Origin of the sequence: Nostoc sp. CMAA1605, from assembly GCF_021596505.1 — a bacterium.
Lineage (GTDB): Bacteria > Cyanobacteriota > Cyanobacteriia > Cyanobacteriales > Nostocaceae > Trichormus.
In genome coordinates, this window is the sequence record NZ_PJIZ01000012.1 from 52,203 (window position 1) to 73,691 (window position 21,489).

Genomic DNA, 21,489 nt, shown 5'->3' on the forward strand with positions numbered 1-21,489 from the left:
CGTCAGTCTAGGTTAAATATATCTTTAGATGTTGTGTATAACATTAGTATTGTGCCTGAATTTGTCTGACTACGGTAAGAGCTGAATAACTGACTCCGGCTGTACCTTCCCCTGGATGGGTGGAGTCACCAACTAGCCATAAAGCCTGAATAGGTGTACGGTTGGCAAAACCAAAGGGGCCAAAGGTGGGAATTCTTTGACCTATACCGCCAACTATACCGCGATCGCGCCCAGTATAGTAAGCAAAAGTTCGGGGTGTAGCGGCTTCTTGATAAACTATGGTTTCTGGTTTGAGATAAAAGTATTGCGCTAGTTTAGCGATCGCATCTTGGGTATACTGCTGTTTTAATCCTTGGTAATCTTCAGTACGCCACCACTGTTGAGCATCTACAAAGGAGGAAGCGATAATTGTGGCTTTCCCTGCTGGTGCGCGTCCATCACCCGCATGACTTACCGACACAAATAAGGAATTATTCTCGCCAATTACGCCGTCTGCATCATACATAAACTGTAAATGGGGCGGACAATCGTAAGGAACCGCACTAGCATCTACACCTAAATACACCACAAACGCACCAGATGCGGGGGGTAGTTTTTCCACACGTCGTTTATAGCCAATGGGGGCCTTTTCACCCAATAGTTGCACTAAATTCTGCACAGTGACGTTAGCAACTATATGATCTGCGGCTTCCGTCCAGACTTCGCCTGTTTTTTGATTTCTAATCACCACAGCCGTAGCTTGGCCATTTTCCACTTTGATTTGTTCGACGGTGTGGCGCATTAATAATTTACCACCGTCTTTTTCTAAAGCTTGCACTAGGCGATCGCTCAATACTTGCATACTACCTTGGAGGTGATACAGTCCTTGGGGTAGTTGGGATACGCTCAAAGCCGTAGCAGCGTAAAGTAAAGCTGTTTCTTCCGCACTGACTTGGGAATATAACTTCAGTTGCAAATCCAAAAACGTCCGTAGTCGGCGGTCATTTCCCAACCCAAACCACCTTAAAGCATCACCCACAGTTGACAAAGTAAAAGGTGCAGTAATCAAGGTATTCGGACGGACTGCTTGGATTAACTGACCCAAATCCCACAAATTACGCGGCGGTAAAACGGGGTCACGTCCCTGGAATTCCCAACTAGCATTAAATAAGGTCGCCATCAGTTGCCAAAATGGTTCACTACCAGGAAACTGTGTCTGTCTTTCTTCCCGCCATTTCTCAGGGTCGCACCAAACATTAATCGGTGTGCTTTCCCCAGGTAAAAACACAGCACAAGCTGGGTCACAAGGTGTAGCCTCTGGTAAATCGATTTCTAGTTCCGAAAAGATGCGATGATGAATTCCCCCTGGTTCTAACCCTGCAACTTGGGTTGCACCCACATCAAAGGTAAATCCTTGGCGTTTAAATGTGGAAGCACATCCGCCTGGGACAATGGCTTGGTCGAGAATTAACACGCTGTAACCACGACGGGCTAATAATGCAGCCGCCGTCAATCCACCAATTCCCGCACCGATGACGACTACACGGGGTTTATTTTGGTTAACAACAATATGAGACATTAAGATTAGCTTTACAAAAATTAATATTACTACTCATAATTTTACAAGCTAATCGTGGTGAAGTTGAGGCGATCGCCAAACTATTGGACTGTTTCAACTTAAATAGGGTAATAGATTTTCGATAAAGTTGATATAAATCCTGAGAGGGTGACAAGGCAACTCTAAGCTAGATGGGACAAAACTTTGAGAAGATAGTGGAGACAAAAAATAGGGAGCATTTTTGCGGCTCCCTGGAAAAAATATGTTTCCTGAATCTTACCAAAAAACCCTGCGTACCCATCTGAATGAAACCCAGTATCTAACTTTACAGCTTTTGTTGTTATTGCTACAAGTTCATCGTCAGGTCAAACTCTCCGTTTTAGCGAGTGTTTTTCCCCAACCGATTCAATATGGCAGTCGCAAACGCAACATACAACGCTTTTTGAACTTGCCGCAACTCCATGTCAAACTTTTATGGTTTCCCTTGATAAAATATTGGATAAGACAAGTACAAAGGGGACGAAACTTAAATCGAGACCAGCGTCGTCGTCTCCAGAAACTCAAACACCATAAATATGGATATTGGCTCATCGCAATTGACAGAACCCAATGGCAGGGAAGAAATGTATTTATGGTGAGCTTAGTCTGGGGAACTCATGCTCTTCCTTTGTATTGGGAGGTTTTAAAACAGGTAGGAAACAGTAATTTTCACACTCAAAAACGTCTCCTAAAAACAGTGCTGACTTTATTGAAAAACTATCCGGTTTTAGTATTAGGAGACCGAGAATTTCACAGTCCTAAACTGGCTCAATGGCTGGATGAAAGGGGTGTATTCTTCGCTCTGAGGCAGAAAAAAGACCTGCATTTCCAAACAGCATTGAATCAGGAGTATCAAGTTCTAAAAAATCTGGGATTCCAACCGGGAATGTCTAAATTCTATCAGGGAGTGAGGTGCAATAAAGGGGATGGAATTGGACTATTTAATCTGGCTATCTATTGGAAACGAAAATATAATAATCAGGGAGCAAAAGAACCTTGGTATATCTTAACTAACCTCCCAACATTACAACAAGCATTGGCAGTCTATCGTTGTCGTTGGGGTATTGAACAAATGTTCAAGGATTATAAAACAAGTGGCTATAACTTGGAAGATACCAAGGTTAATGACACCCGTTTTTTAGCCTTAGTCTTGTTGATTGCCTTAGCTTATAGTTTGGCGACAATGCAGGGGCAACAAATGAAAAAATTAGGCATAGATATCTATGCTGGACGTATCCAATCACACAAAGACCAGACCCCACGCCAGAGTCACTTTAGCTTTGGACTCTACGGACAACGATGGCGTTATGGGATGGAATTATGGGCTGATTGGGTCTTGAGTCTGATTGCCCTCAAACCCCATAAACGACTCTATTTTCAGCGTGGCTTTTATGCCCTCTCCCTTATGCACCAACCTTTATAGGTAGCTTGTCACCCTCTGAGTATAAATCAATGCTTTCTCGTTTTTTCTAATCCACTAAATTAGCTGAAACAGTCCAGTACAACAGTTTATTTTTTTTAATTTACTACTGTGATTAACCTTGTGCCAAAAATTTTTAATGGGACTGAGAATATTTAAGTATTTTTTCTGCTGACGCTACAAAGTTGAGTATGTTTTTTTACTTGTAAGGCATCCTCTGAATATTAACAAGTAATTAGCCTGTGTTCGGCTTTGCCGTTGCCGATAGGCTAGGCAAGCTTTGTTTGTCTAACCGAGATTTCCAGTCTGAGAGAATTAATGTTCAGCTGCTGAGAAAAAAAATACAAGATACAGCCACATGAAATATATCAAGCGTCACGCTAACAAAATTGAGCTTATTGCCGAGGTGTTTTTCTTATTAGTCTTATTTCTACTGGGATGTTTCCTAGATCATGAATACGCTGTTTCCTTAGTTTGGCAATATTACTTATTTATGGCTGTTTTAGCCTTGATTGTAATTTTGCCAGTGTACGTAAAATCTCGGCGGAAACAAGAATTGTGGCTGTTTATCGGGTTCAATCTCAGCCTCTTGGCTTTGTACTTTGTCACTCTCTCGCCTGTCAAACCCTTTAGGCAGTTTTATTTCGACATTAAACATGGGATGACAATTCCAGAAGTGCAGAGCAGATTGAACCAGCGTTTTCACGAAGGCGTAAGATTTCCTCAACCACAAGGTACCTTCATTTATGGGTATGAAGATGTGCTGGGAAAAATTGACCCAAAAGAAAAAGGCTTTTTAGCTGTGCCTGACCAAATTCTCAACTACGTTCTTGACCCAAATGATGGTCGTTACAATGCGGAAGTGGTGAATGTTTATTTAAAAGATGGCAAAGTGGTAGGAATGGAGTATTCGGGCGATTGAGAACAACCCTTACACCCAGCCTCAAAAGGTCTTTGTGCATCCAGCCTGTTTTAGATGCAACAATCAAAGATATTTTGTGGTGACAGATAAGATAAAGAAGTAAGAACCCTGTTCACTCACCACTACCCATGACCTCAACCTTGTTAAAATTTCCCCGTCTGAACGCCCCCAAAATACATCAATTGCCTAATGGCTTAACTATTATTGTTGAGCAAATGCCTGTGGAAGCGGTGAACCTTAACCTATGGATAAATATTGGTTCAGCCGTAGAATCCGATGAAATTAACGGCATGGCTCACTTTTTAGAGCATATGATTTTTAAGGGAACAGAGCGAATTGCTAGCGGTGAGTTTGAACGCCAAATTGAAGAACGTGGTGCTGTTACCAACGCCGCTACTAGCCAGGATTACACACATTACTACATAACCACCGCACCCAAAGATTTTGCAGAATTAGCTCCTTTACAAATAGATGTTGTATTAAATGCTACTATTCCCGATGAAGCGTTTGAACGGGAAAGGTTTGTAGTTTTAGAAGAAATTAGACGTTCTGAAGATAATCCCCGTCGCCGCACCTTTCGCCGGACGATGGAAACCGCGTTTGCAGAGTTACCTTACCGTCGTCCAGTGTTGGGTCCAGAATCAGTAATTTCCCAACTCACACCCCAGCAGATGCGAGATTTTCATCGTACTTGGTATCAACCACCATCGATGACGGCTGTGGCTGTAGGTAATTTACCGGAAGAAGAATTAATTGAAATTATCGCCGAAAGTTTCAGTCAAGTCCCCAGTTCCCAATCCCCAGTCCCCAATCCCCAATCCCTCACCCTCGAACCTGCATTTACTGAAATTGTCAGACGAGAATTTGTTGACGAAAGTCTCCAGCAAGCAAGATTAGTAATGTTGTGGCGAGTTCCAGGGATGAATCAGCTAGAGCAAACTTATGCTTTGGATGTATTAGCAGGGATTTTGGGACACGGGAGAACATCAAGATTAGTTCAGGATTTGCGAGAAGAACGGGGGATAGTGTCTTCTATTGGTGTGAGTAATATGACTAATCGCTTACAAGGGACATTTTATATCTCTGCTAAGTGTGCAGTAGAAGACTTAGCAGAAGTAGAAACAGCGATCGCCCAACACATCCGCAGATTACAAACAGAGTTAGTCACAGAAAAAGAAATCGCCCGTGTTCAAAAGCGCGTCGCCAATCGATTTATTTTTGGTAACGAAACACCAAGCGATCGCACTGGCTTATACGGCTACTATCACTCCCTCATCGGTGATTTAGAACCAGCATTCAATTACCCAGCCCACATCCAAGCCCAAGCCGCCCAAGATTTACTCCTAGCCGCTAATCAATACCTGTGTCCAGAAGCCTATGGTGTAGTGGTACTGAAACCTGCTTGATTGGGGACTAGGGACTGGGGACTGGGAAATTTCAACTACCTGGGGCTTTTGTTTTATTCAACAATATCTAGTAGTGAACGTAACATGAGAGGATAAACCAGTTTCTTACTCCTAATCCCTAATCCCCAATACCTAATCCCCAACTATGTGGACTGAAATCGATGCCCATATTAGCCGAGTGACTGGTGAAAAATTTCAGAGTCAAAACAGGCGATCGGTTAGTGGTGGTTGTATTAATCAAGGTTATTCTGTCTCGGATGGTATAACAACATACTTTGTCAAACTCAACCAAGCCTCTCAAGTCGCCATGTTTGAGGCGGAAATGTTGGGATTACAGCAGATGTATAATACTCAGACTATTCGCGTACCAAAACCAATCTGTTGGGGTATAGCCGGAAATTCTGGGTACATCGTCTTAGAATGGCTGGAAATGGGAGGCGGTAACAGTAATTCCTGGGCAGAAATGGGACGCAAGTTAGCAGCCATGCACAAAGCCACCAGTCAGCAAGGTTTTGGTTGGGAGATGAATAACACCATCGGTTCTACACCCCAAATCAACACTTGGACAGCAGATTGGGTAGAATTCTATACAAGACATCGCCTTGGCTATCAATTCCAGCTAGCAAGGCGGCGGGGTGGAAGTTTTCCCAAACAGGATGATTTACTAGCCGCAATTCCCGATTTATTAGCAGATCATCAAGTCCAACCTTCCCTAGTACATGGTGACTTGTGGGGTGGGAACGCTGGGTGTACTGTCGCGGGTGAACCAGTGATATTTGATCCAGCCACTTATTTTGGCGATCGCGAAGTTGATATTGCTATGACAGAACTTTTCGGTGGCTTTCCCGCCGCCTTTTACCAAGGTTATAACGCTGTCTGGCCTTTAGATGCAGGTTATGAAACTCGCAAAACCCTATACAATCTCTACCACATCTTGAATCACTTCAATTTATTTGGTGGCGGTTATGCTTCCCAAGCAAATCGCATGATTGAACAGATTTTACGGGCATAGGGAATGGGGAATGGGGCATGGGGCATCGAAAGTAAAATATCCCTTGTCCCCCTTATCTCCCTTGTCCCCCTTGTCTCCAATGCCCAATGCCCAATGCCCAATTTACTGAGTATTAATCAAAGAAGGCAGCAACGGTTCAGGTTGAGGTGCAGGATTAAGTAATTGTTGCCATGTTTTAATTTGCTCTTGTGCTGCACTATAAGCACCACTACCGCGTGGGACTAACCGTGCAGTTTCAATACCCTTAGCGATATCTGATGAACCTTGAGTACGGGCAATCTCTAATATTTGCTGACTCCATTGGTCGATCGCTATATTTGCATCCATCCGTAAAATGCTGTTGTTGGAAACTTTATCAGCGATGCGTATAGCTTCTAATAACGCTTCTGGTGTCCCACTTTGAGCTACGGCTTTAGCTTGTGACCAATTATCCCTAGCACGGATTTGTCCTTGCCAGTCTTCTATGGCGTTTTGTGCTTCGCCGGAAAGCGATCGCCCAGAATTTGCTAGGGGTCTAGCGGCGTTAATAGCTGCTGTCAAATCTCCTGTTTGGGCTAAGTCTCGCGCCTGATCTAATATTGGTTGGTCTTGGATACGTTGTGCTTTTCCTACCCAACTGCGGATTCTCCGGCGTGCTTCGGGGTATAACGCCCGTCCTTGGCGAATTTGACTAGCTTCAGCGATCGCTGCTTGTAAAGAATTAATATCACCCAGAAACGCCATTTGTTCAGCCCTTTCTAAATAAGGTCTGTCTTCAATGGTTTCTACTTGCGCTTGCCAACGGTTAATATCTTCTTGCGCTTCTGAGCCACGGGGATTGCTAGTTGGTATTAGTTGTGCTTCAGCAATGGCGGCTGTTAAATCGTTGATTGTCCCTTGATTTGCTAAATTCCGGGCTTTTTCTAAGCGTGCGACATCTTCTATTTCTACTTGCCATCGGGCAATTAGTTGTTGGGCTTGATCGTAAACTGAACGTGATGGGTCTATTTGTTGTGCTTGGGTGATAGCTGCTTCTAAACCAGCGATGTTGCCTATCCACGCGCTTCTTTGTGCGTCAGCTAAGGCGATAAAATCTTCTACTTGTGTTTGTAACCCAGTGATTTCAGGAATTTGTCTGGCAATATCTAAGGCTGTATCTGCATCCCGTTGATCAATTTTAGCTTGGGCTAACTCCAGCATTTTGCGCCCATAGGCAGGGATGAGTTCTTGGGCTTTACTGTATAGATAGCTATTTTTGCCAATTGACTCAGCTAATTTGATGGCTTCTAAGAAATCATCAACTTTTTCACTCTTGGCTAGTGAGTCGGCTTTGGCTAACTTATCAACATCCTCTTTTGATGATGTAATAATGCCATTTAATTCGTCGTATTTAACACTTGACCAGTATTTATTATCTACACGTAGCAACTTCGACGCTAACATAAACGCCGATTGCCAACGCTGTTGTCGCAGTTCTTCTTCTGCATTTTTGTAGATGGTTTCTGCTTTTGTCCAAATGGTTTCCCATTTAGAAACTTGCTCATCTACTAACTTGTACGTTGGTAGGTCTTGGGGTATCTTACGGGCTGTGGCGATCGCCTCTTCTATTCTCCCCGCTTGAAAACTCCCATCTGCTAGTTCTAAAATATCTCTTGACCACTCTTCTACAAATTGGTCAATTTGTCCCCGCAGTGGGTGGTCTGGTGGTAGTTGTTTCACAAGGGCGATCGCTTGCAATAAATCCCCCACCGTCTGCTTAGAAGCTGCCAATTGAGCGCAGTGTAACCGCACCGAAGCACTAGCCAACGGCCAAAAAATCGCCGGACAGTTGGGCGCAGACGGCAACTTGAGTAACATTGCTGTTGCCATAAACGCCACACCACCAGGAATCATCGTTAACAATATAGCCCACGCCACCCAACCTTTCATCCAGCGTGGTAACTTTATGTAACCTTTATTGCGTTTGGGATTTGGGTTCGGTGAGTTGTTTGGAGATAATTCTGCGACGTGATTATCTCTTGGCTGCTTTAACGAGTCATAAGAACCAGTAGCCGGGATACCAGATGTTTGGTGATCACCGACCTTTTGGGTTTGGGATAATCTTTCTCGATCATCTGGATTTGTTCCTCTGGTTGGATGCCAACTTTCTGGGATATCCCGCTCTGTCATCTCTCACACCAAAATAGTTGAATAGCTATCTGTTTTAGAATGATAATTCGATTTTCGCCAGCGTAACTTTCTCATAATTAAAAAGTTACTTGTTACATGATCAGTCTCCACAGATATCATTAATAATTCACAGATTCAGCATTCCTGTATACTTAACCGGAAGCAGAAGATTCAGCTTGTAAATCCACAATTAATTGTGCTAAATGATCACTACTTGCTTGATAAACTCTGCCACAAAAGTCACAAGTTGCTTCTGCCCCATCATCTTTTACAATCATATCTTGTAACTCAGCTTCTCCCAACATCTTTAACGCCCCCAACACCCGATCAAAAGAACATCCACAGTGGAAGCGTAAAATTTGGCTTTCTGGGAAAATATTTAAACCCATATCGCCGAGTAAATCATGGAATATTTCCGGTAAAGTCTTACCAGCTTGCAACAATGGTGTAAACCCTGATAAGGCAGCCACCCGTGATTCTAATTTTGCCACTAACTCTTCATCTCTGGCGGCTTTCGGTAACACCTGCACCAACAACCCACCAGATGCAGTGACTCCATTAGCACCAACAAATACACCTAAAACTAATGCCGAAGGTGTTTGTTCGGAATTCACGAGGTAGTGAGCCACATCATCACCAATTTCTCCAGAAACCAGTTCCACTGTACTGGAGTAAGGATAGCCATAACCAATATCTCTAACTACATAGAGATAGCCATTACCCACAGCACCACCCACATCTAGTTTCCCTCTGGCGTTGGGAGGCAATTCGATAGAGGGATTACCTACGTAACCCCTGACTGTGCCATCTAAGCCAGCATCTACTAAAATACCGCCCAAAGGCCCATCACCTTTAACTCGGACGTTAACCCTAGATCCTGGACGCTTCATACTAGAAGCCATCAACAAACCAGCCACCATAGTCCGCCCCAGAGCCGCCGTTGCTACGTAAGAAAGCTGGTGGCGTTGCCGTGCTTCTTCTGTCAAACGCGTAGTGATTGCACCTACTGCACGAATTCCACCATCGGCTGCTGTGGCGCGAATTAATTGATCCGCCATGAAAACCTTACCAATAATAATTGCTCAACAAACGCCCTTGCTCTTCAGCGTCGGGTTTCAAGTAACTTTTAGTATAACAAAACTTAACTTATACAAAATTTACGTAGGTATCGTTTGTCTAATGGGTAGCCTAATATCAATTTTTGTACCTTGGTTGACAGTAGAGCTACATTTAATTGAGCCTCCATGTTGCTCAACAATAATTTGATGGCTAATAGACAAACCTAAACCTGTTCCTTGACCAACTGGCTTAGTAGTGAAAAAAGGTTGAAAAATATTCTGGCGAGTCTCTTCATTCATACCACAACCATTATCAGCAATTGAGATAGTGATATGATTATCCTGACAAATAAATGTGCGAATCCAAATAGTTGGTTTCTCTAATGTGTCTTGATTAAAAATATAGGCTTTTTGCATCAAAGCATCAATAGCATTATTCAGTAAATTGAGAAATACTTGATTTAAATATCGGGGATTACAAAAAAAATGCGGAATGTCGCCGTATTCTTTAATCATTGAAATAGCTTGGCTATTATTAGCAAAAGCTTTCAGCCTACTTTGCAAAATCACAATCGTACTATCAATACCTTGGTGAATGTCAGCTTTTTTATAATCAGCTTCATTTAACCGAGAAAAATTTGATAGGGATTCTACAATCTCCATGATGCGATTTGCACCCACCTGCATCGAATTTAACAGATTTGGTAAATCACTCTGGATGAAATTAAAGTCGCTATTATCAAGAGCATTAATGATTTTAGACTCTGGATTAGGATAGACATGAGCATAGGTTGCTATAATATTAAATAATTCATAGATATATTGCTTAAGGTATTGTAAATTGCCATGAATGAAACTTACAGGATTATTAATTTCGTGAGCAACTCCAGCCACCATTGTACCCAGAGCCAACATAGTTTCGCGTTGGATTAATTGCATTTGGGTTTGTTGTGTTTCTTGTAGTTTCAATAATGCAAATTCTGCATCTTCCTTCGCTATGCGATATTTTTCCTGAACTACTAACAATCTTTGCAGCGTTTGATAATAAATAGTAACTGTAAACAATACAAATAAAGCTCCAAAAAAGAACACCATACCAGTGAGTAATGGTATCCAATCTATCAATCTAGCAATTGTTAAATATATACATAAAGAATAGCCAAACAAGAAAAACACCATTAGCAAAAACATTATTTGCCAACTCCATCGCTCTGGCTCTTTTTTGAATAATTTGAGAATTTTTCTGGCTTTGATAATAGATAGTCCCATAATCCCAGCACCAAGAGCAATCATGGTGACAATGGAATATAGTACGAGCGGGGAATTTAACATAGTATATATTTACAATAAAAAGATGAATCACATCATTGTTGATGAATTAACCTCAAAATTCATTAACACATTAACATTTATATAATTTAAATAAAAATCAACACTGTGCTGTTACTAATAAACTATAATTTTCTTGTAAACTACAAGAGCATCAATTAATTTTTATCAAAATTTTATGTATTTTATTGATGCGTAAAGCCAGTATATATTTGAGCTTAAATAAGTAAAAGCCTAATATTCCTCTTTCCAAAAATAGTAATTATCTATTAATTGTCATATTCTACCCAGACATCATTGCCAGTATAGAAGTCAGATTTGATTACTGAACATACTCTCTAAAAGAGGAAACAGGTAATAAGAAATTATACGGAGTTTTTTTCTAAAATCAAATAATGAATTACATACTAGTATAAAAAGTTACTTTAAATTTTTTTGTCTACACGGTGATATTAAACCTGTGGATGGGTAACTTAAGTTTATGTAGGAATCTGACTTGATTATTGAAATTACTTACTTAGGTAGATAACAGGGAATAGGTAATAGGAAAAAGGGTAAATAAGTGTAATGATTTTTTTCAGAAATTAAATATGATTCCTATATGTAATTACTATTTTCGTCTCGGACATAACTTACTGTAAAGTTTTATGGATGTGCAAATTTGTTTATCAAAATCTGAAGACTTAGAGAATATTCTAGAACTACAAGCTGAGTCACTTAGAGCGTTATCACCAAATTATAATTTGGATCAGATTGAGTCGTTAATAAGAAATCAAAGATTAGCAAGATTACAGATTAATGAGAGCATAATTGTAGCAAAATATAATAATCAAATAATTGGATTTGCATCTCTTCTCAATCAACAGACTAGGATAGGCGGTATATACGTTCATCCAAATTTTGTAAGTCAAGGCATAGGTACACAGATGCTTTGTGCCATAGAACAAATAGCTAGACAAAATAAATATAAAGTCATCGAGGTAATATCATATTTATCATCAGTAACCTTTTATCAAAAAAATGGTTATCAGATAATTAGTGAATCAGCTTTTTACTGTGAAAATCATGTTTGGATAACTTGCGTCAACTTAGAAAAGCAGTTAATGAATTTAACAGAAATTGAGCAGTTGTGCCTTTGGCTTAAAAAATTATTCTTCTAAATTTTCCTTAAGCGTAGTGACTAGTCTTCACCTCAATGTCGCCTAACCCTCATAAAAAGACATTGGGCTAGGCGATCGCCGTCAGTGCTGAGTAACTTCCTTCCCAAGTGGAACTAACTTCATCAACCTAGATAAGTAATTCTTGTAACATATTTAACTAAAATAGTTAACTGTAAGCATCCCCTGGGTAATCTAAAAGCATGGTCAAATTAGTTTGATTTGGGAAAAAAAGTGATAAACGCTGATTTTGAAATCTCAGGATGGATAGCAATTGCTCAACTCGTAATTATTGTTATTTTTGGTTACTTATTCTCCATAATTGCTAAATTCAGGTATCGAAACTCTTCAGCATCCATCCAGATTTTTAAACCAGGCGATTACACTTCATGTTTTGTGGATGATCCTCAAATTATGTTTCAAACAGTACCAAAATGGTATTACTTTGTTGCTGTTAGATATCAACCGAACGGTCAAGTTGCTAACGAGACTTTCTACTCAATAGTTGGTGATGTAACAGTTATCAATTACTCTGATGGCAAATGGTCTGGTACTAAGTCTAATCTTTATTCAAATCTACTCCTGCTTGCACTACCATTCATTGGTTTTGTTTTGATTTTGTCAACTCAATCTGTTTCAGCTTCAGTAATTGCAGAGAGAAGTGATACAAGTCATGAGTTTATAAAGTATGGAACTATATTGTTTAGCTCAGTTTTTCTTGCAGCACCAATCAACATGATTTTTTATTTTCTAACTCATTTTAAGCGACCATTACAACACTCTAATCGTCGATAGGAAAGAGTTAGAAAGACTTTGTGAGTTAAAAAATTTTTGAGAAAATTAGTAAATAAAATTTTTTTAAGCCAATACTGAGTGGTAGAGGTCACTTGCTTTGGCAAGATACTTTTACACTGCCAGATGCGACATCGCAAGGAAATTAAACCTCATTAGCGTCTGAAATGACCAAATAATCAAGCCAAAGAGGAAGTAATCAGATTTTTGCTTAACTAGCTTTCTTGCTCACACCTAATTCTACTTTAGGAGTATCCATAATAAATTACGGATAAACACCTGACTTTTTCTACCTCCCTGACTTCTGCATCCATGATTTAGGATTAGTATAGAAACTTATGTCATTGAGCTTCTACAAATGTTAGGGAATTTTCAACACAGCCAACTGCGAATCGAAATAGAAGCCCCAGCTAGTGCCATCCGTGATAGTCTATTACGGACTGAAAAACTGGAAAAATGGCTGATAGGGCAAAGATTTGCACCAGGAATACCAGATGAATTGACTACAGGAGTAGAGTTTACTACCTGGACTGGTGCGATCGCCATTCATCATAAAGTAGATGTCGCCAAACCCAACTGCTTACGTTTGTTACTCAGTGGCGGTATTGATGGATTTCACGAATGGTATTGGGGAGATGGCTGGGTGCAATCTCGAATTGAAGGTATATCACTACTACCCCTCAATTTAGGACAAACCATCAGCCTATTGAGTTTACGTCAGTTCCTCGCTGCATCTCCCAGCAAGGTTTAACTACTGCTCATCACCCACAGCAAATACCTGCTCAACTGTTAATGTAATTTGGGCATTGGGCATTGGGCATTGGGCATTGGGCATTGGGCATTGGGGTAAATATTTCTCCCTTGTCTCCCTTGTCTCCCATTCTAACTAGGCTTAACCACCCACACTGAACACGCAGCCTCTTCCACTACTTGACTACTCACAGAACCTAAAACAATTCTTGTCATACCTGTTAAACCACGACTACCAATAATAATTAAATCTGCTTTGTAGATATTAGCCAGACGAATAATTTCTTCAGCAGGATTACCAGCTACTATTTCAACTTGACTTTTAACTGATAACTGTTCTTGAAAAGATTGTAATTGCTGTTCAATTTGAAAAGCGGAAAATCTTAAAGACTGGGGTTGAGGACGATCAGCCGGTAAGTCTATTTCTGACTCTGCTGTAGAAAACACATGACACAAAATCACCCTAGCCTCTGGTGATAATACCAAATCATCTAAAGTCTGAATGACTCGTGCTGCAATTTCCGAACCATCAAGAGCCACCAAAATAGTTTCTAGCACTGCTGTTATCTCCTCAGATGTACACCCGTAGCTTGGGAGTGGGGATTGGGGGATTGGGGACTGGGGACAAGGTAGACAAGGTAGAATTTATTTCTTTCAAAGCTCACAACTCACCACTCCCCACTCAGCACTCAGCACTCAGCACTCAGCACTCCAAAGCTACTTAGACTTTCAGTTTGTAACTACTGAGTAGGTTTTAGTCAAACTACAGGAAAAAATTAATCATTCTTCAGGTTCATCTTTTTGGAGACGACGGCGCACGGAATCGGTGTGAGAGGGTAAACCTTCTGCTGATGCTAGTGTATCTATTGCACCGGCAACTTTTTGTAGAGCTGTGGTGGAATATTGAATAATGTTGGAATGCTTCAGGAAAGTTTCTACTCCCAACGGGGAAGCATAACGAGCTGCTCCAGAAGTCGGTAATGTATGATTAGGCCCTGCTAAATAGTCTCCTACCGCTTCTGGTGTAGAGTAGCCTAAAAATATTGCGCCAGCATGACGAATTTGAGGGAGCAATGCCCAAGGGTCTTTAATTTCTAATTCTAAATGTTCCGGTGCAAATTCATTAGAGAGTTCGGCAGCTGCTTCTAAAGATTCCACCAGGATTATTAAACCGTAATGAGCGATCGCTTTTTCTGTATCTATCCGTCGTGGGTGATCTACTAGCTGTCTTTCCACTGCTACTTGTACATTTTTCGCCAAAGCTGGATCTGTAGTTAATAAAATCGCCGCCGCCATTGGATCATGTTCAGCCTGCGCTAACATATCCGTCGCCACATGGATAGGGTTAGCAGTTTGATCAGCAATAATCAACACCTCACTAGGCCCTGCTAAACAATCAATCCCCACCTTACCGTAAACTAGCTTTTTCGCTAGGGTGACATAGATATTACCAGGCCCAGTAATTACATCTACTTTAGGAATGGTTTCTGTACCATAAGCTAAAGCGGCGATCGCTTGCGCTCCTCCCACCCGATAAATTTCCTTAACACCAGCCTCCTGCGCTGCTACTAACACCGCCGGGTTAATAGTTTTTTCCGTTCCTGGTGGTGTCACCATCACTATCCGAGGAACACCTGCTACCTTCGCCGGAATCGCATTCATTAGCACCGAACTCGGATAAGCGGCTCGTCCCCCAGGAACATATAACCCCGCCTTATCTACAGGCGTGTAACGTTTACCTAAAACCACATCATCATCCCCGAAGTTTACCCAACTTTTAGGGACACGCTGACGATGAAAAGCTTCTATTTGCTTACAAGCCAACTTAATCGCGGACAACAGTTCTGGTGATACCTGTTGGTAAGCCGCATCCAATTCCGAACCTTTCACCAGCAGTTCTTCTGGCTTGAGAATTTGATGGTCAAATTCGGCAGTATAATGTAGCACAGCTTTATCGCCTTGGCGTTTCACTGCTTGCAACACTTCTCGCACCGTCGCCTCTTTATGAAGAACTTGTTCATCATCGGTGCGATCGCAGATCCGTTGCAATTCTGCTTTTACATCTGCCTGCTGAGTAATGATTCGCAGCATGGAGTAAGGACAATGCCAAAATTTTAGAATATTCCTGCCTGAGAACTAGGTTAGCTCCTACCCCATAGAGGCCAAGAGTTGATGCTGATTCTCTTCTCTAGCTTAACCTGGATTTTTTTGATACTCTCAAGGTCTATGAAATTGATTGGGGATTGGGGATTGGGGACTGGGGACTAGGGACTGGGGACTAGGGAAGAAATGCTAATGACTAATGACTATTGACTATTGACTAATTTTTTTTCAGAACCCCTAACATTGGCAAAATAGATGCTATATTAGTAAGTCTAGTAGTGTGTGTACATAATTAATAGTCTTTTTGGGATCGACTGTGGCGAATACAAAGTCTGCTCTTAAGCGCGCCAAAATCGCAGAACGCAATCGGCTGCGTAATAAAACCTATAAATCAGCTGTAAGAACGCTGATGAAAAAATATCTGGAAGCGGTTCAAGTCTATGCCGCTAACCCTACACCAGAACTTCAAGAACAAGTACAAACAAGGCTGTCGGAAGCTTATAGCAAAATCGACAAAGCCGTAAAACGTGGCATTCTTCATCCCAACAATGGGGCAAGAAAAAAATCGAGATTGGCCAACAAGCTCAAGCCACTAACAAAAACAGCGTAAGCAGTTATTAGTCATTAGTTACTAGTCATTGACTAAATAACTAATGACCGATGACTAACGACTAACAACCATGCAGCTGATTGACACCCACGTTCATCTCAACTTTGATAACTTCCAGCCAGATTTGACAGCAGTGCGATCGCGATGGCAAGCAGCAGGACTTGTACACCTTGTACATTCTTGCGTCGAACCAGCAGAATTTTCCAGTATTCAAGCCATAGCACACCAATTTCCTGAAGTCAGTTTTGCCGTGGGATTACATCCCCTAGATGCCGAAAAGTGGCACAGTCAAACAGCACAGGAAATACTATCTTTAGCCAAATCTGACTCCAAGGTAGTAGCTATTGGTGAAATGGGACTGGATTTTTATAAAGCCGATAACTATGAGCAACAGCAAATAGTATTTGAGGCACAATTAGCGATCGCCTCGGAATTAGATTTACCTGTAATTATTCACTGTCGGGAAGCCGCAGTGGCAGTTAGGGAAATTTTACAAAAATGGCAAGAACGCACCAATAACCAGATTAGGGGTGTGATGCACTGCTGGGGAGGTACACCAGAGGAAACTCAATGGTTTCTGGATTTGGGGTTTTGTATTAGTTTCAGTGGTACTGTCACCTTTAAAAACGCCAAAGCTATCCAAGCCTCGGCTGCAATGGTGAACAGCGATCGCCTGCTCATAGAAACCGACTGTCCCTTTCTCGCTCCCGTACCAAAACGAGGGGAAAAACGTAACGAGCCAGCCTATGTCCGTTATGTAGCAGAGCAAATAGCAACGCTACGTCAAGAGACATTAGCAACTATTTCGGCTCAAACCACTCAAAACGCCTGTAAGCTATTTGGTCTATCAATATAGATATAGCTAAAGCCGAAAGTTGAAAGTGATAATCAATCTCACTTTTACCTTTCGAGCCGCAGGAGTTAAACACAACAAGGATTTTAGCTTGGTGATTTTAGATTTATCGCAGCCACAAGCGACGAGGTAAAGTCCAAAACACTAGCCAAAATTCCCCATCTTAAATTGACATCTCAACTCTCAGCTTGTTAATATCAAGCTTTTGAGGTCTTTTGGATTAACTTTGCCTATTTATCTTGTAGGTCGCCCTTAAAAATAAAATGCAAGGAGGAAAAATATGCTAAAATTAATGCCTCCAAAACATTTTGTGTGCGCCATAATGATAATGAAGGAACAGAGGAATCCTCTGCTTGATTTTGTAAAGTTATCAACTTGACCATCCTCACACCTCTACACACGGATGCTCTCAATGGCTGAAACAACTTAGCAACCAACATTGAGATAGATTGTCCCTTGATTAAACCTATAGAAAATTGTTAAAAAAAATTGTCTTGTGATTACAATCCCACAAAATCAAGCCATTTTGCTCCAGAGCTTACAAAATTTAGCTCAGTTCCTCAATATCAGACTATCACCGTAAATACATATGGTGTAGTGCAGAGCAAACAATAGCTGCGTAAACTAGTAAACGCGCTTTGAGGAGGGGAAGTGAGGCAAAAAATCAAATTCAAGCAAATAGAATGCAGCTGTTCAGACATACATCAAATAGCTGTATTTTTCTAGCTGTTGCTGGTGATTAAGGGCTATGACCCCCCTTGTCAAAATCGTCCCCAACCGCTTCAATTGCTGCGTTTACCCACACCTGAGTAAAGTTCAGGTGACATCAAAGGAGAAGTTACCCAACAGCTAAGGACAGTAGCTAGTGACATCAACTCCCAGTGTGTAGCTACTTCCACTCAAGATTTAACCAGGTTGACAAAGGTAGAGGCATGATTAGCGAAAATTATATTGAACCCGCCTTTTTGTTGCCCGACTTAATTGAAATCCAGCGTTCAAGCTTTCGCTGGTTTTTAGAAGAAGGGCTGATTGAAGAACTTAACTCCTTTAGTCCTATTACAGACTATACGGGCAAACTAGAACTGCATTTTTTAGGACAGAACTACAAGCTCAAGGAGCCAAAGTATAGCGTCGAAGAAGCGAAACGGCGGGATAGCACCTATGCTGTGCAAATGTACGTCCCCACACGCCTGTTAAACAAAGAAACAGGTGATATTAAAGAGCAGGAAGTATTTATTGGGGATCTGCCTTTGATGACCGATCGCGGTACGTTTATCATTAACGGTGCCGAACGGGTAATTGTCAATCAAATTGTGCGATCGCCTGGAGTTTACTACAAATCAGAAATCGATAAAAACGGGCGACGTACCTATTCAGCTTCACTCATTCCTAACCGGGGTGCGTGGCTAAAATTTGAAACCGACCGTAACGATTTGGTGTGGGTACGCATCGACAAAACCCGCAAACTCTCAGCCCAGGTACTTTTGAAGGCTCTAGGGTTATCAGATAACGAAATTTTCGACGCTCTACGTCACCCTGAGTATTTCCAAAAAACCATTGAAAAAGAAGGGCAATTTTCCGAAGAAGAAGCCCTGATGGAGTTATATCGCAAACTCCGTCCTGGTGAACCACCAACAGTCTTAGGTGGACAACAACTCCTAGACTCCCGTTTCTTCGACCCCAAACGTTATGACTTAGGTAGGGTAGGCAGATACAAACTCAACAAAAAATTGCGGTTGTCAGTTCCCGAACCAACACGCGTCCTCACACCGCAAGACATCTTGGCAGCCGTCGATTACCTGATCAACCTAGAATATGACATCGGTAGCGTAGATGACATTGATCACTTAGGCAACCGTCGGGTACGCAGCGTAGGCGAATTGCTACAAAACCAAGTCAGAGTAGGTTTGAACCGCCTCGAAAGAATCATTCGAGAAAGAATGACCGTATCTGATGCCGAAGTTTTGACACCAGCATCCCTAGTCAACCCCAAACCCCTAGTAGCAGCCATCAAAGAATTCTTCGGCTCTAGCCAATTGAGCCAATTCATGGATCAAACCAACCCCCTAGCAGAACTGACCCACAAACGCCGTCTCTCAGCTTTAGGCCCCGGTGGTTTGACCAGAGAACGGGCAGGATTTGCGGTGCGAGACATTCACCCATCTCACTACGGACGGATTTGTCCCATCGAGACACCAGAAGGCCCCAACGCAGGTCTAATTGGTTCTTTGGCTACCCATGCACGAGTGAATCAGTACGGCTTCCTCGAAACTCCCTTTAGACCAGTGGAAAATGGTCTAGTGAGATTCGATTTGCCCCCAGCGTACATGACTGCCGATGAAGAAGACGATTTGCGGGTAGCTCCAGGGGACATTCCCGTCGATGAAAATGGACACATCATTGGGCCACAAGTACCAGTCCGTTACCGTCAAGAATTCTCCACCACCACCCCAGAACAAGTAGACTACGTGGCAGTATCTCCGGTACAAATCGTATCGGTAGCTACCAGTATGATCCCCTTCCTAGAACATGACGACGCTAACCGCCCCTCATGGGTTCTAACATGCAACGTCAAGCCGTACCTCTACTCAAACCAGAGCGTCCCTTGGTGGGGACAGGCTTAGAAGCCCAAGGTGCGAGAGACTCCGGGATGGTGATTATTTCCCGGACAGATGGGGATGTCACCTACGTAGACGCGACAGAAATTCGTGTCCGTCCCAAACCCAACGCCCCAGAAATTAAATACCGCCTCTCCAAATACCAGCGTTCTAACCAAGATACCTGTCTCAACCAGAAACCCTTGGTGCGAATGGGTGAACGGGTAGTAGCAGGGCAAGTATTAGCTGACGGTTCATCTACGGAAGGCGGTGAATTGGCACTAGGACAAAATATTGTCGTCGCCTATATGCCCTGGGAAGGCTATAACTACGAAGACGCGATTTTGATTTCTGAGCGACTAGTCCAAGATGACATTTACACCTCAATTCACATTGAAAAATATGAAATTGAGGCGCGCCAAACCAAACTCGGCCCCGAAGAAATCACCAGAGAAATTCCCAACGTCGGGGAAGATGCCCTGCGTCAATTAGACGAACAGGGGATCATTCGCATTGGGGCGTGGGTAGAAGCTGGCGACATCTTAGTTGGTAAAGTCACACCTAAAGGGGAATCCGACCAACCCCCAGAAGAAAAACTGTTACGGGCAATTTTCGGTGAAAAAGCACGGGATGTGAGAGATAACTCCCTGCGCGTTCCCAACGGTGAAAAAGGGCGGGTAGTCGATGTGCGCCTGTTTACCCGTGAACAGGGTGATGAATTACCCCCAGGGGCGAACATGGTGGTACGGGTGTATGTCGCCCAGAAACGGAAGATTCAGGTAGGCGACAAAATGGCAGGTCGTCACGGGAATAAAGGTATTATTTCCCGCATATTGCCCATAGAAGATATGCCCTATCTGCCTGATGGCTCACCAGTAGACATTGTGCTGAATCCCCTGGGTGTACCCAGCCGGATGAACGTAGGACAAGTATTTGAGTGTCTTTTGGGTTGGGCTGGCTATAACTTAGGCGTGCGGTTTAAGATTACCCCCTTTGATGAAATGTATGGGGAAGAATCATCTCGCCGCATCGTGCATGGCAAATTGCAAGAATCACGGGACGAAACAGGTAGAAATTGGGTATACAACCCCGATGACCCAGGCAAAATCATGGTGTTCGATGGTCGGACAGGAGAACCATTCGACCGACCTGTAACCGTGGGTGTCGCTTATATGCTCAAACTCGTACACCTAGTAGACGATAAGATTCACGCTCGTTCTACAGGCCCCTACTCCTTAGTCACACAGCAACCCTTGGGTGGTAAAGCCCAACAAGGTGGTCAGCGATTTGGAGAAATGGAAGTGTGGGCTTTGGAAGCCTTCGGTGCAGCATACACCTTGCAAGAATTGCTGACAGTCAAATCTGACGATATGCAGGGGCGGAACGAAGCCTTAAATGCGATCGTTAAAGGCAAGGCAATTCCCAGACCTGGTACACCAGAATCCTTTAAGGTGTTGATGCGAGAACTGCAATCCTTGGGCTTAGATATTGCCGTACATAAGGTAGAAACCCAAGCGGATGGTAGTTCCTTGGATGTAGAAGTCGATTTAATGGCAGACCAATCAGCCAGAAGAACACCACCCAGACCAACCTACGAATCGCTCTCCCGCGAATCACTGGAAGACGACGAGTAGAGAGTGCTGAGTGCTGAGTGCTGAGTGCTGAGTGTTTTCTCCATCTCAGCAATTAGCACTCAGCACTGAGAAATCTCTCAAAACCTTGCCTTTTAATTGAATAATTTACTCAAAACTCAGCA

The 21,489-nt window shown here is 42.4% G+C and carries 16 protein-coding genes and 1 pseudogene; 11 read left to right on the plus strand and 6 right to left on the minus strand.

All coding sequences use genetic code 11. The features are described 5' to 3' along the window. Nucleotides 1-43: 43 nt before the first annotated feature. Nucleotides 44-1,558 (minus strand): C-3',4' desaturase CrtD, encoded by a 1,515-nt coding sequence (gene crtD / locus CV014_RS06755; protein WP_236141325.1) that lies wholly within the window; start codon nt 1,556-1,558, stop codon nt 44-46. Between the two features lie 241 nt (nt 1,559-1,799). On the opposite strand from crtD, the gene CV014_RS06760 reads away from it, so the two are divergent. The 4 genes from CV014_RS06760 (at nt 1,800) to CV014_RS06775 (ending at nt 6,336) form a co-directional block, all read left to right on the plus strand. Beyond that, the gene (locus CV014_RS06760) at nt 1,800-2,999 is read left to right on the plus strand and encodes an IS4 family transposase (protein ID WP_236141326.1); all 1,200 of its coding nucleotides are present in this window, start codon (nt 1,800-1,802) and stop codon (nt 2,997-2,999) included. 355 nt (nt 3,000-3,354) lie between these two features. After that, entirely contained in the window at nt 3,355-3,918 is a 564-nt protein-coding gene (locus CV014_RS06765) for a hypothetical protein (protein WP_236141327.1), read from the plus strand. A 128-nt stretch (nt 3,919-4,046) separates the two neighbouring features. Further along, nucleotides 4,047-5,324 (plus strand): M16 family metallopeptidase, encoded by a 1,278-nt coding sequence (locus CV014_RS06770; RefSeq protein WP_236141328.1) that lies wholly within the window; start codon nt 4,047-4,049, stop codon nt 5,322-5,324. A 145-nt stretch (nt 5,325-5,469) separates the two neighbouring features. Then, nucleotides 5,470-6,336: a fructosamine kinase family protein gene (locus CV014_RS06775; protein ID WP_236141329.1), complete on the plus strand. Its 867-nt coding sequence runs from the start codon at nt 5,470-5,472 to the stop codon at nt 6,334-6,336. A 102-nt stretch (nt 6,337-6,438) separates the two neighbouring features. Here CV014_RS06775 and CV014_RS06780 read toward each other — a convergent pair whose 3' ends face one another. The 3 genes from CV014_RS06780 to CV014_RS06790 all read right to left on the minus strand — a co-directional run bounded on the left by CV014_RS06780 (nt 6,439) and on the right by CV014_RS06790 (nt 10,874). After that, nucleotides 6,439-8,484: a chromosome segregation ATPase gene (locus CV014_RS06780; RefSeq protein WP_236141330.1), complete on the minus strand. Its 2,046-nt coding sequence runs from the start codon at nt 8,482-8,484 to the stop codon at nt 6,439-6,441. A gap of 152 nt (nt 8,485-8,636) precedes the next feature. Beyond that, nucleotides 8,637-9,542, minus strand: a complete 906-nt coding sequence (gene hslO, locus CV014_RS06785) for an Hsp33 family molecular chaperone HslO (RefSeq protein WP_103140049.1) — start codon at nt 9,540-9,542, stop codon at nt 8,637-8,639. A gap of 99 nt (nt 9,543-9,641) precedes the next feature. Continuing rightward, a complete protein-coding gene (locus CV014_RS06790; protein WP_236141331.1) occupies nt 9,642-10,874 on the minus strand; it encodes a sensor histidine kinase in 1,233 nt (410 codons plus the stop codon). A 644-nt stretch (nt 10,875-11,518) separates the two neighbouring features. Between CV014_RS06790 and CV014_RS06795 the strand changes: the two genes are divergently transcribed. From CV014_RS06795 to CV014_RS06805, 3 genes are all read left to right on the plus strand, one after another. Beyond that, nucleotides 11,519-12,031, plus strand: coding sequence for a GNAT family N-acetyltransferase (locus CV014_RS06795; RefSeq protein ID WP_236141332.1), 513 nt, complete (start codon nt 11,519-11,521; stop codon nt 12,029-12,031). Nucleotides 12,032-12,262: 231 nt separating this feature from the next. Next, the gene (locus CV014_RS06800; protein WP_236141333.1) at nt 12,263-12,823 is read left to right on the plus strand and encodes a hypothetical protein; all 561 of its coding nucleotides are present in this window, start codon (nt 12,263-12,265) and stop codon (nt 12,821-12,823) included. 355 nt (nt 12,824-13,178) lie between these two features. Further along, nucleotides 13,179-13,571, plus strand: coding sequence for a hypothetical protein (locus tag CV014_RS06805; RefSeq protein ID WP_236141334.1), 393 nt, complete (start codon nt 13,179-13,181; stop codon nt 13,569-13,571). A gap of 131 nt (nt 13,572-13,702) precedes the next feature. Here the strand turns inward: CV014_RS06805 and CV014_RS06810 are convergent, their stop codons facing one another. After that, the gene (locus tag CV014_RS06810) at nt 13,703-14,128 is read right to left on the minus strand and encodes a universal stress protein (protein ID WP_236141335.1); all 426 of its coding nucleotides are present in this window, start codon (nt 14,126-14,128) and stop codon (nt 13,703-13,705) included. 38 nt (nt 14,129-14,166) lie between these two features. Between CV014_RS06810 and CV014_RS29900 the strand changes: the two genes are divergently transcribed. After that, nucleotides 14,167-14,295 (plus strand): hypothetical protein, encoded by a 129-nt coding sequence (locus CV014_RS29900; protein WP_268964533.1) that lies wholly within the window; start codon nt 14,167-14,169, stop codon nt 14,293-14,295. Between the two features lie 55 nt (nt 14,296-14,350). On the opposite strand, the gene hisD is transcribed toward CV014_RS29900, so the two are convergent. Then, entirely contained in the window at nt 14,351-15,661 is a 1,311-nt protein-coding gene (gene hisD, locus CV014_RS06815; RefSeq protein WP_236141336.1) for a histidinol dehydrogenase, read from the minus strand. A gap of 328 nt (nt 15,662-15,989) precedes the next feature. On the opposite strand from hisD, the gene rpsT reads away from it, so the two are divergent. The 3 genes and pseudogenes from rpsT (at nt 15,990) to rpoB (ending at nt 21,367) form a co-directional block, all read left to right on the plus strand. Beyond that, nucleotides 15,990-16,283, plus strand: a complete 294-nt coding sequence (rpsT, locus tag CV014_RS06820) for a 30S ribosomal protein S20 (RefSeq protein WP_236141337.1) — start codon at nt 15,990-15,992, stop codon at nt 16,281-16,283. Nucleotides 16,284-16,353: 70 nt separating this feature from the next. Further along, entirely contained in the window at nt 16,354-17,139 is a 786-nt protein-coding gene (locus CV014_RS06825; RefSeq protein WP_236141338.1) for a TatD family hydrolase, read from the plus strand. A gap of 929 nt (nt 17,140-18,068) precedes the next feature. After that, nucleotides 18,069-21,367 (plus strand): annotated as a pseudogene (rpoB, locus tag CV014_RS06830) (DNA-directed RNA polymerase subunit beta). Nucleotides 21,368-21,489: the final 122 nt, after the last annotated feature.

Bases quoted from the DNA above. Each gene is read 5' to 3' on its own strand.
- crtD (WP_236141325.1), bottom strand. From the start codon at position 1,558: ATGTCTCATATTGTTGTTAACCAAAATAAACCCCGTGTAGTCGTCATC.
- CV014_RS06760 (WP_236141326.1), top strand. From the start codon at position 1,800: ATGTTTCCTGAATCTTACCAAAAAACCCTGCGTACCCATCTGAATGAA.
- CV014_RS06765 (WP_236141327.1), top strand. From the start codon at position 3,355: ATGAAATATATCAAGCGTCACGCTAACAAAATTGAGCTTATTGCCGAG.
- CV014_RS06770 (WP_236141328.1), top strand. From the start codon at position 4,047: ATGACCTCAACCTTGTTAAAATTTCCCCGTCTGAACGCCCCCAAAATA.
- CV014_RS06775 (WP_236141329.1), top strand. From the start codon at position 5,470: ATGTGGACTGAAATCGATGCCCATATTAGCCGAGTGACTGGTGAAAAA.
- CV014_RS06780 (WP_236141330.1), bottom strand. From the start codon at position 8,484: ATGACAGAGCGGGATATCCCAGAAAGTTGGCATCCAACCAGAGGAACA.
- hslO (WP_103140049.1), bottom strand. From the start codon at position 9,542: ATGGCGGATCAATTAATTCGCGCCACAGCAGCCGATGGTGGAATTCGT.
- CV014_RS06790 (WP_236141331.1), bottom strand. From the start codon at position 10,874: ATGTTAAATTCCCCGCTCGTACTATATTCCATTGTCACCATGATTGCT.
- CV014_RS06795 (WP_236141332.1), top strand. From the start codon at position 11,519: ATGGATGTGCAAATTTGTTTATCAAAATCTGAAGACTTAGAGAATATT.
- CV014_RS06805 (WP_236141334.1), top strand. From the start codon at position 13,179: ATGTTAGGGAATTTTCAACACAGCCAACTGCGAATCGAAATAGAAGCC.
- hisD (WP_236141336.1), bottom strand. From the start codon at position 15,661: ATGCTGCGAATCATTACTCAGCAGGCAGATGTAAAAGCAGAATTGCAA.
- CV014_RS06825 (WP_236141338.1), top strand. From the start codon at position 16,354: ATGCAGCTGATTGACACCCACGTTCATCTCAACTTTGATAACTTCCAG.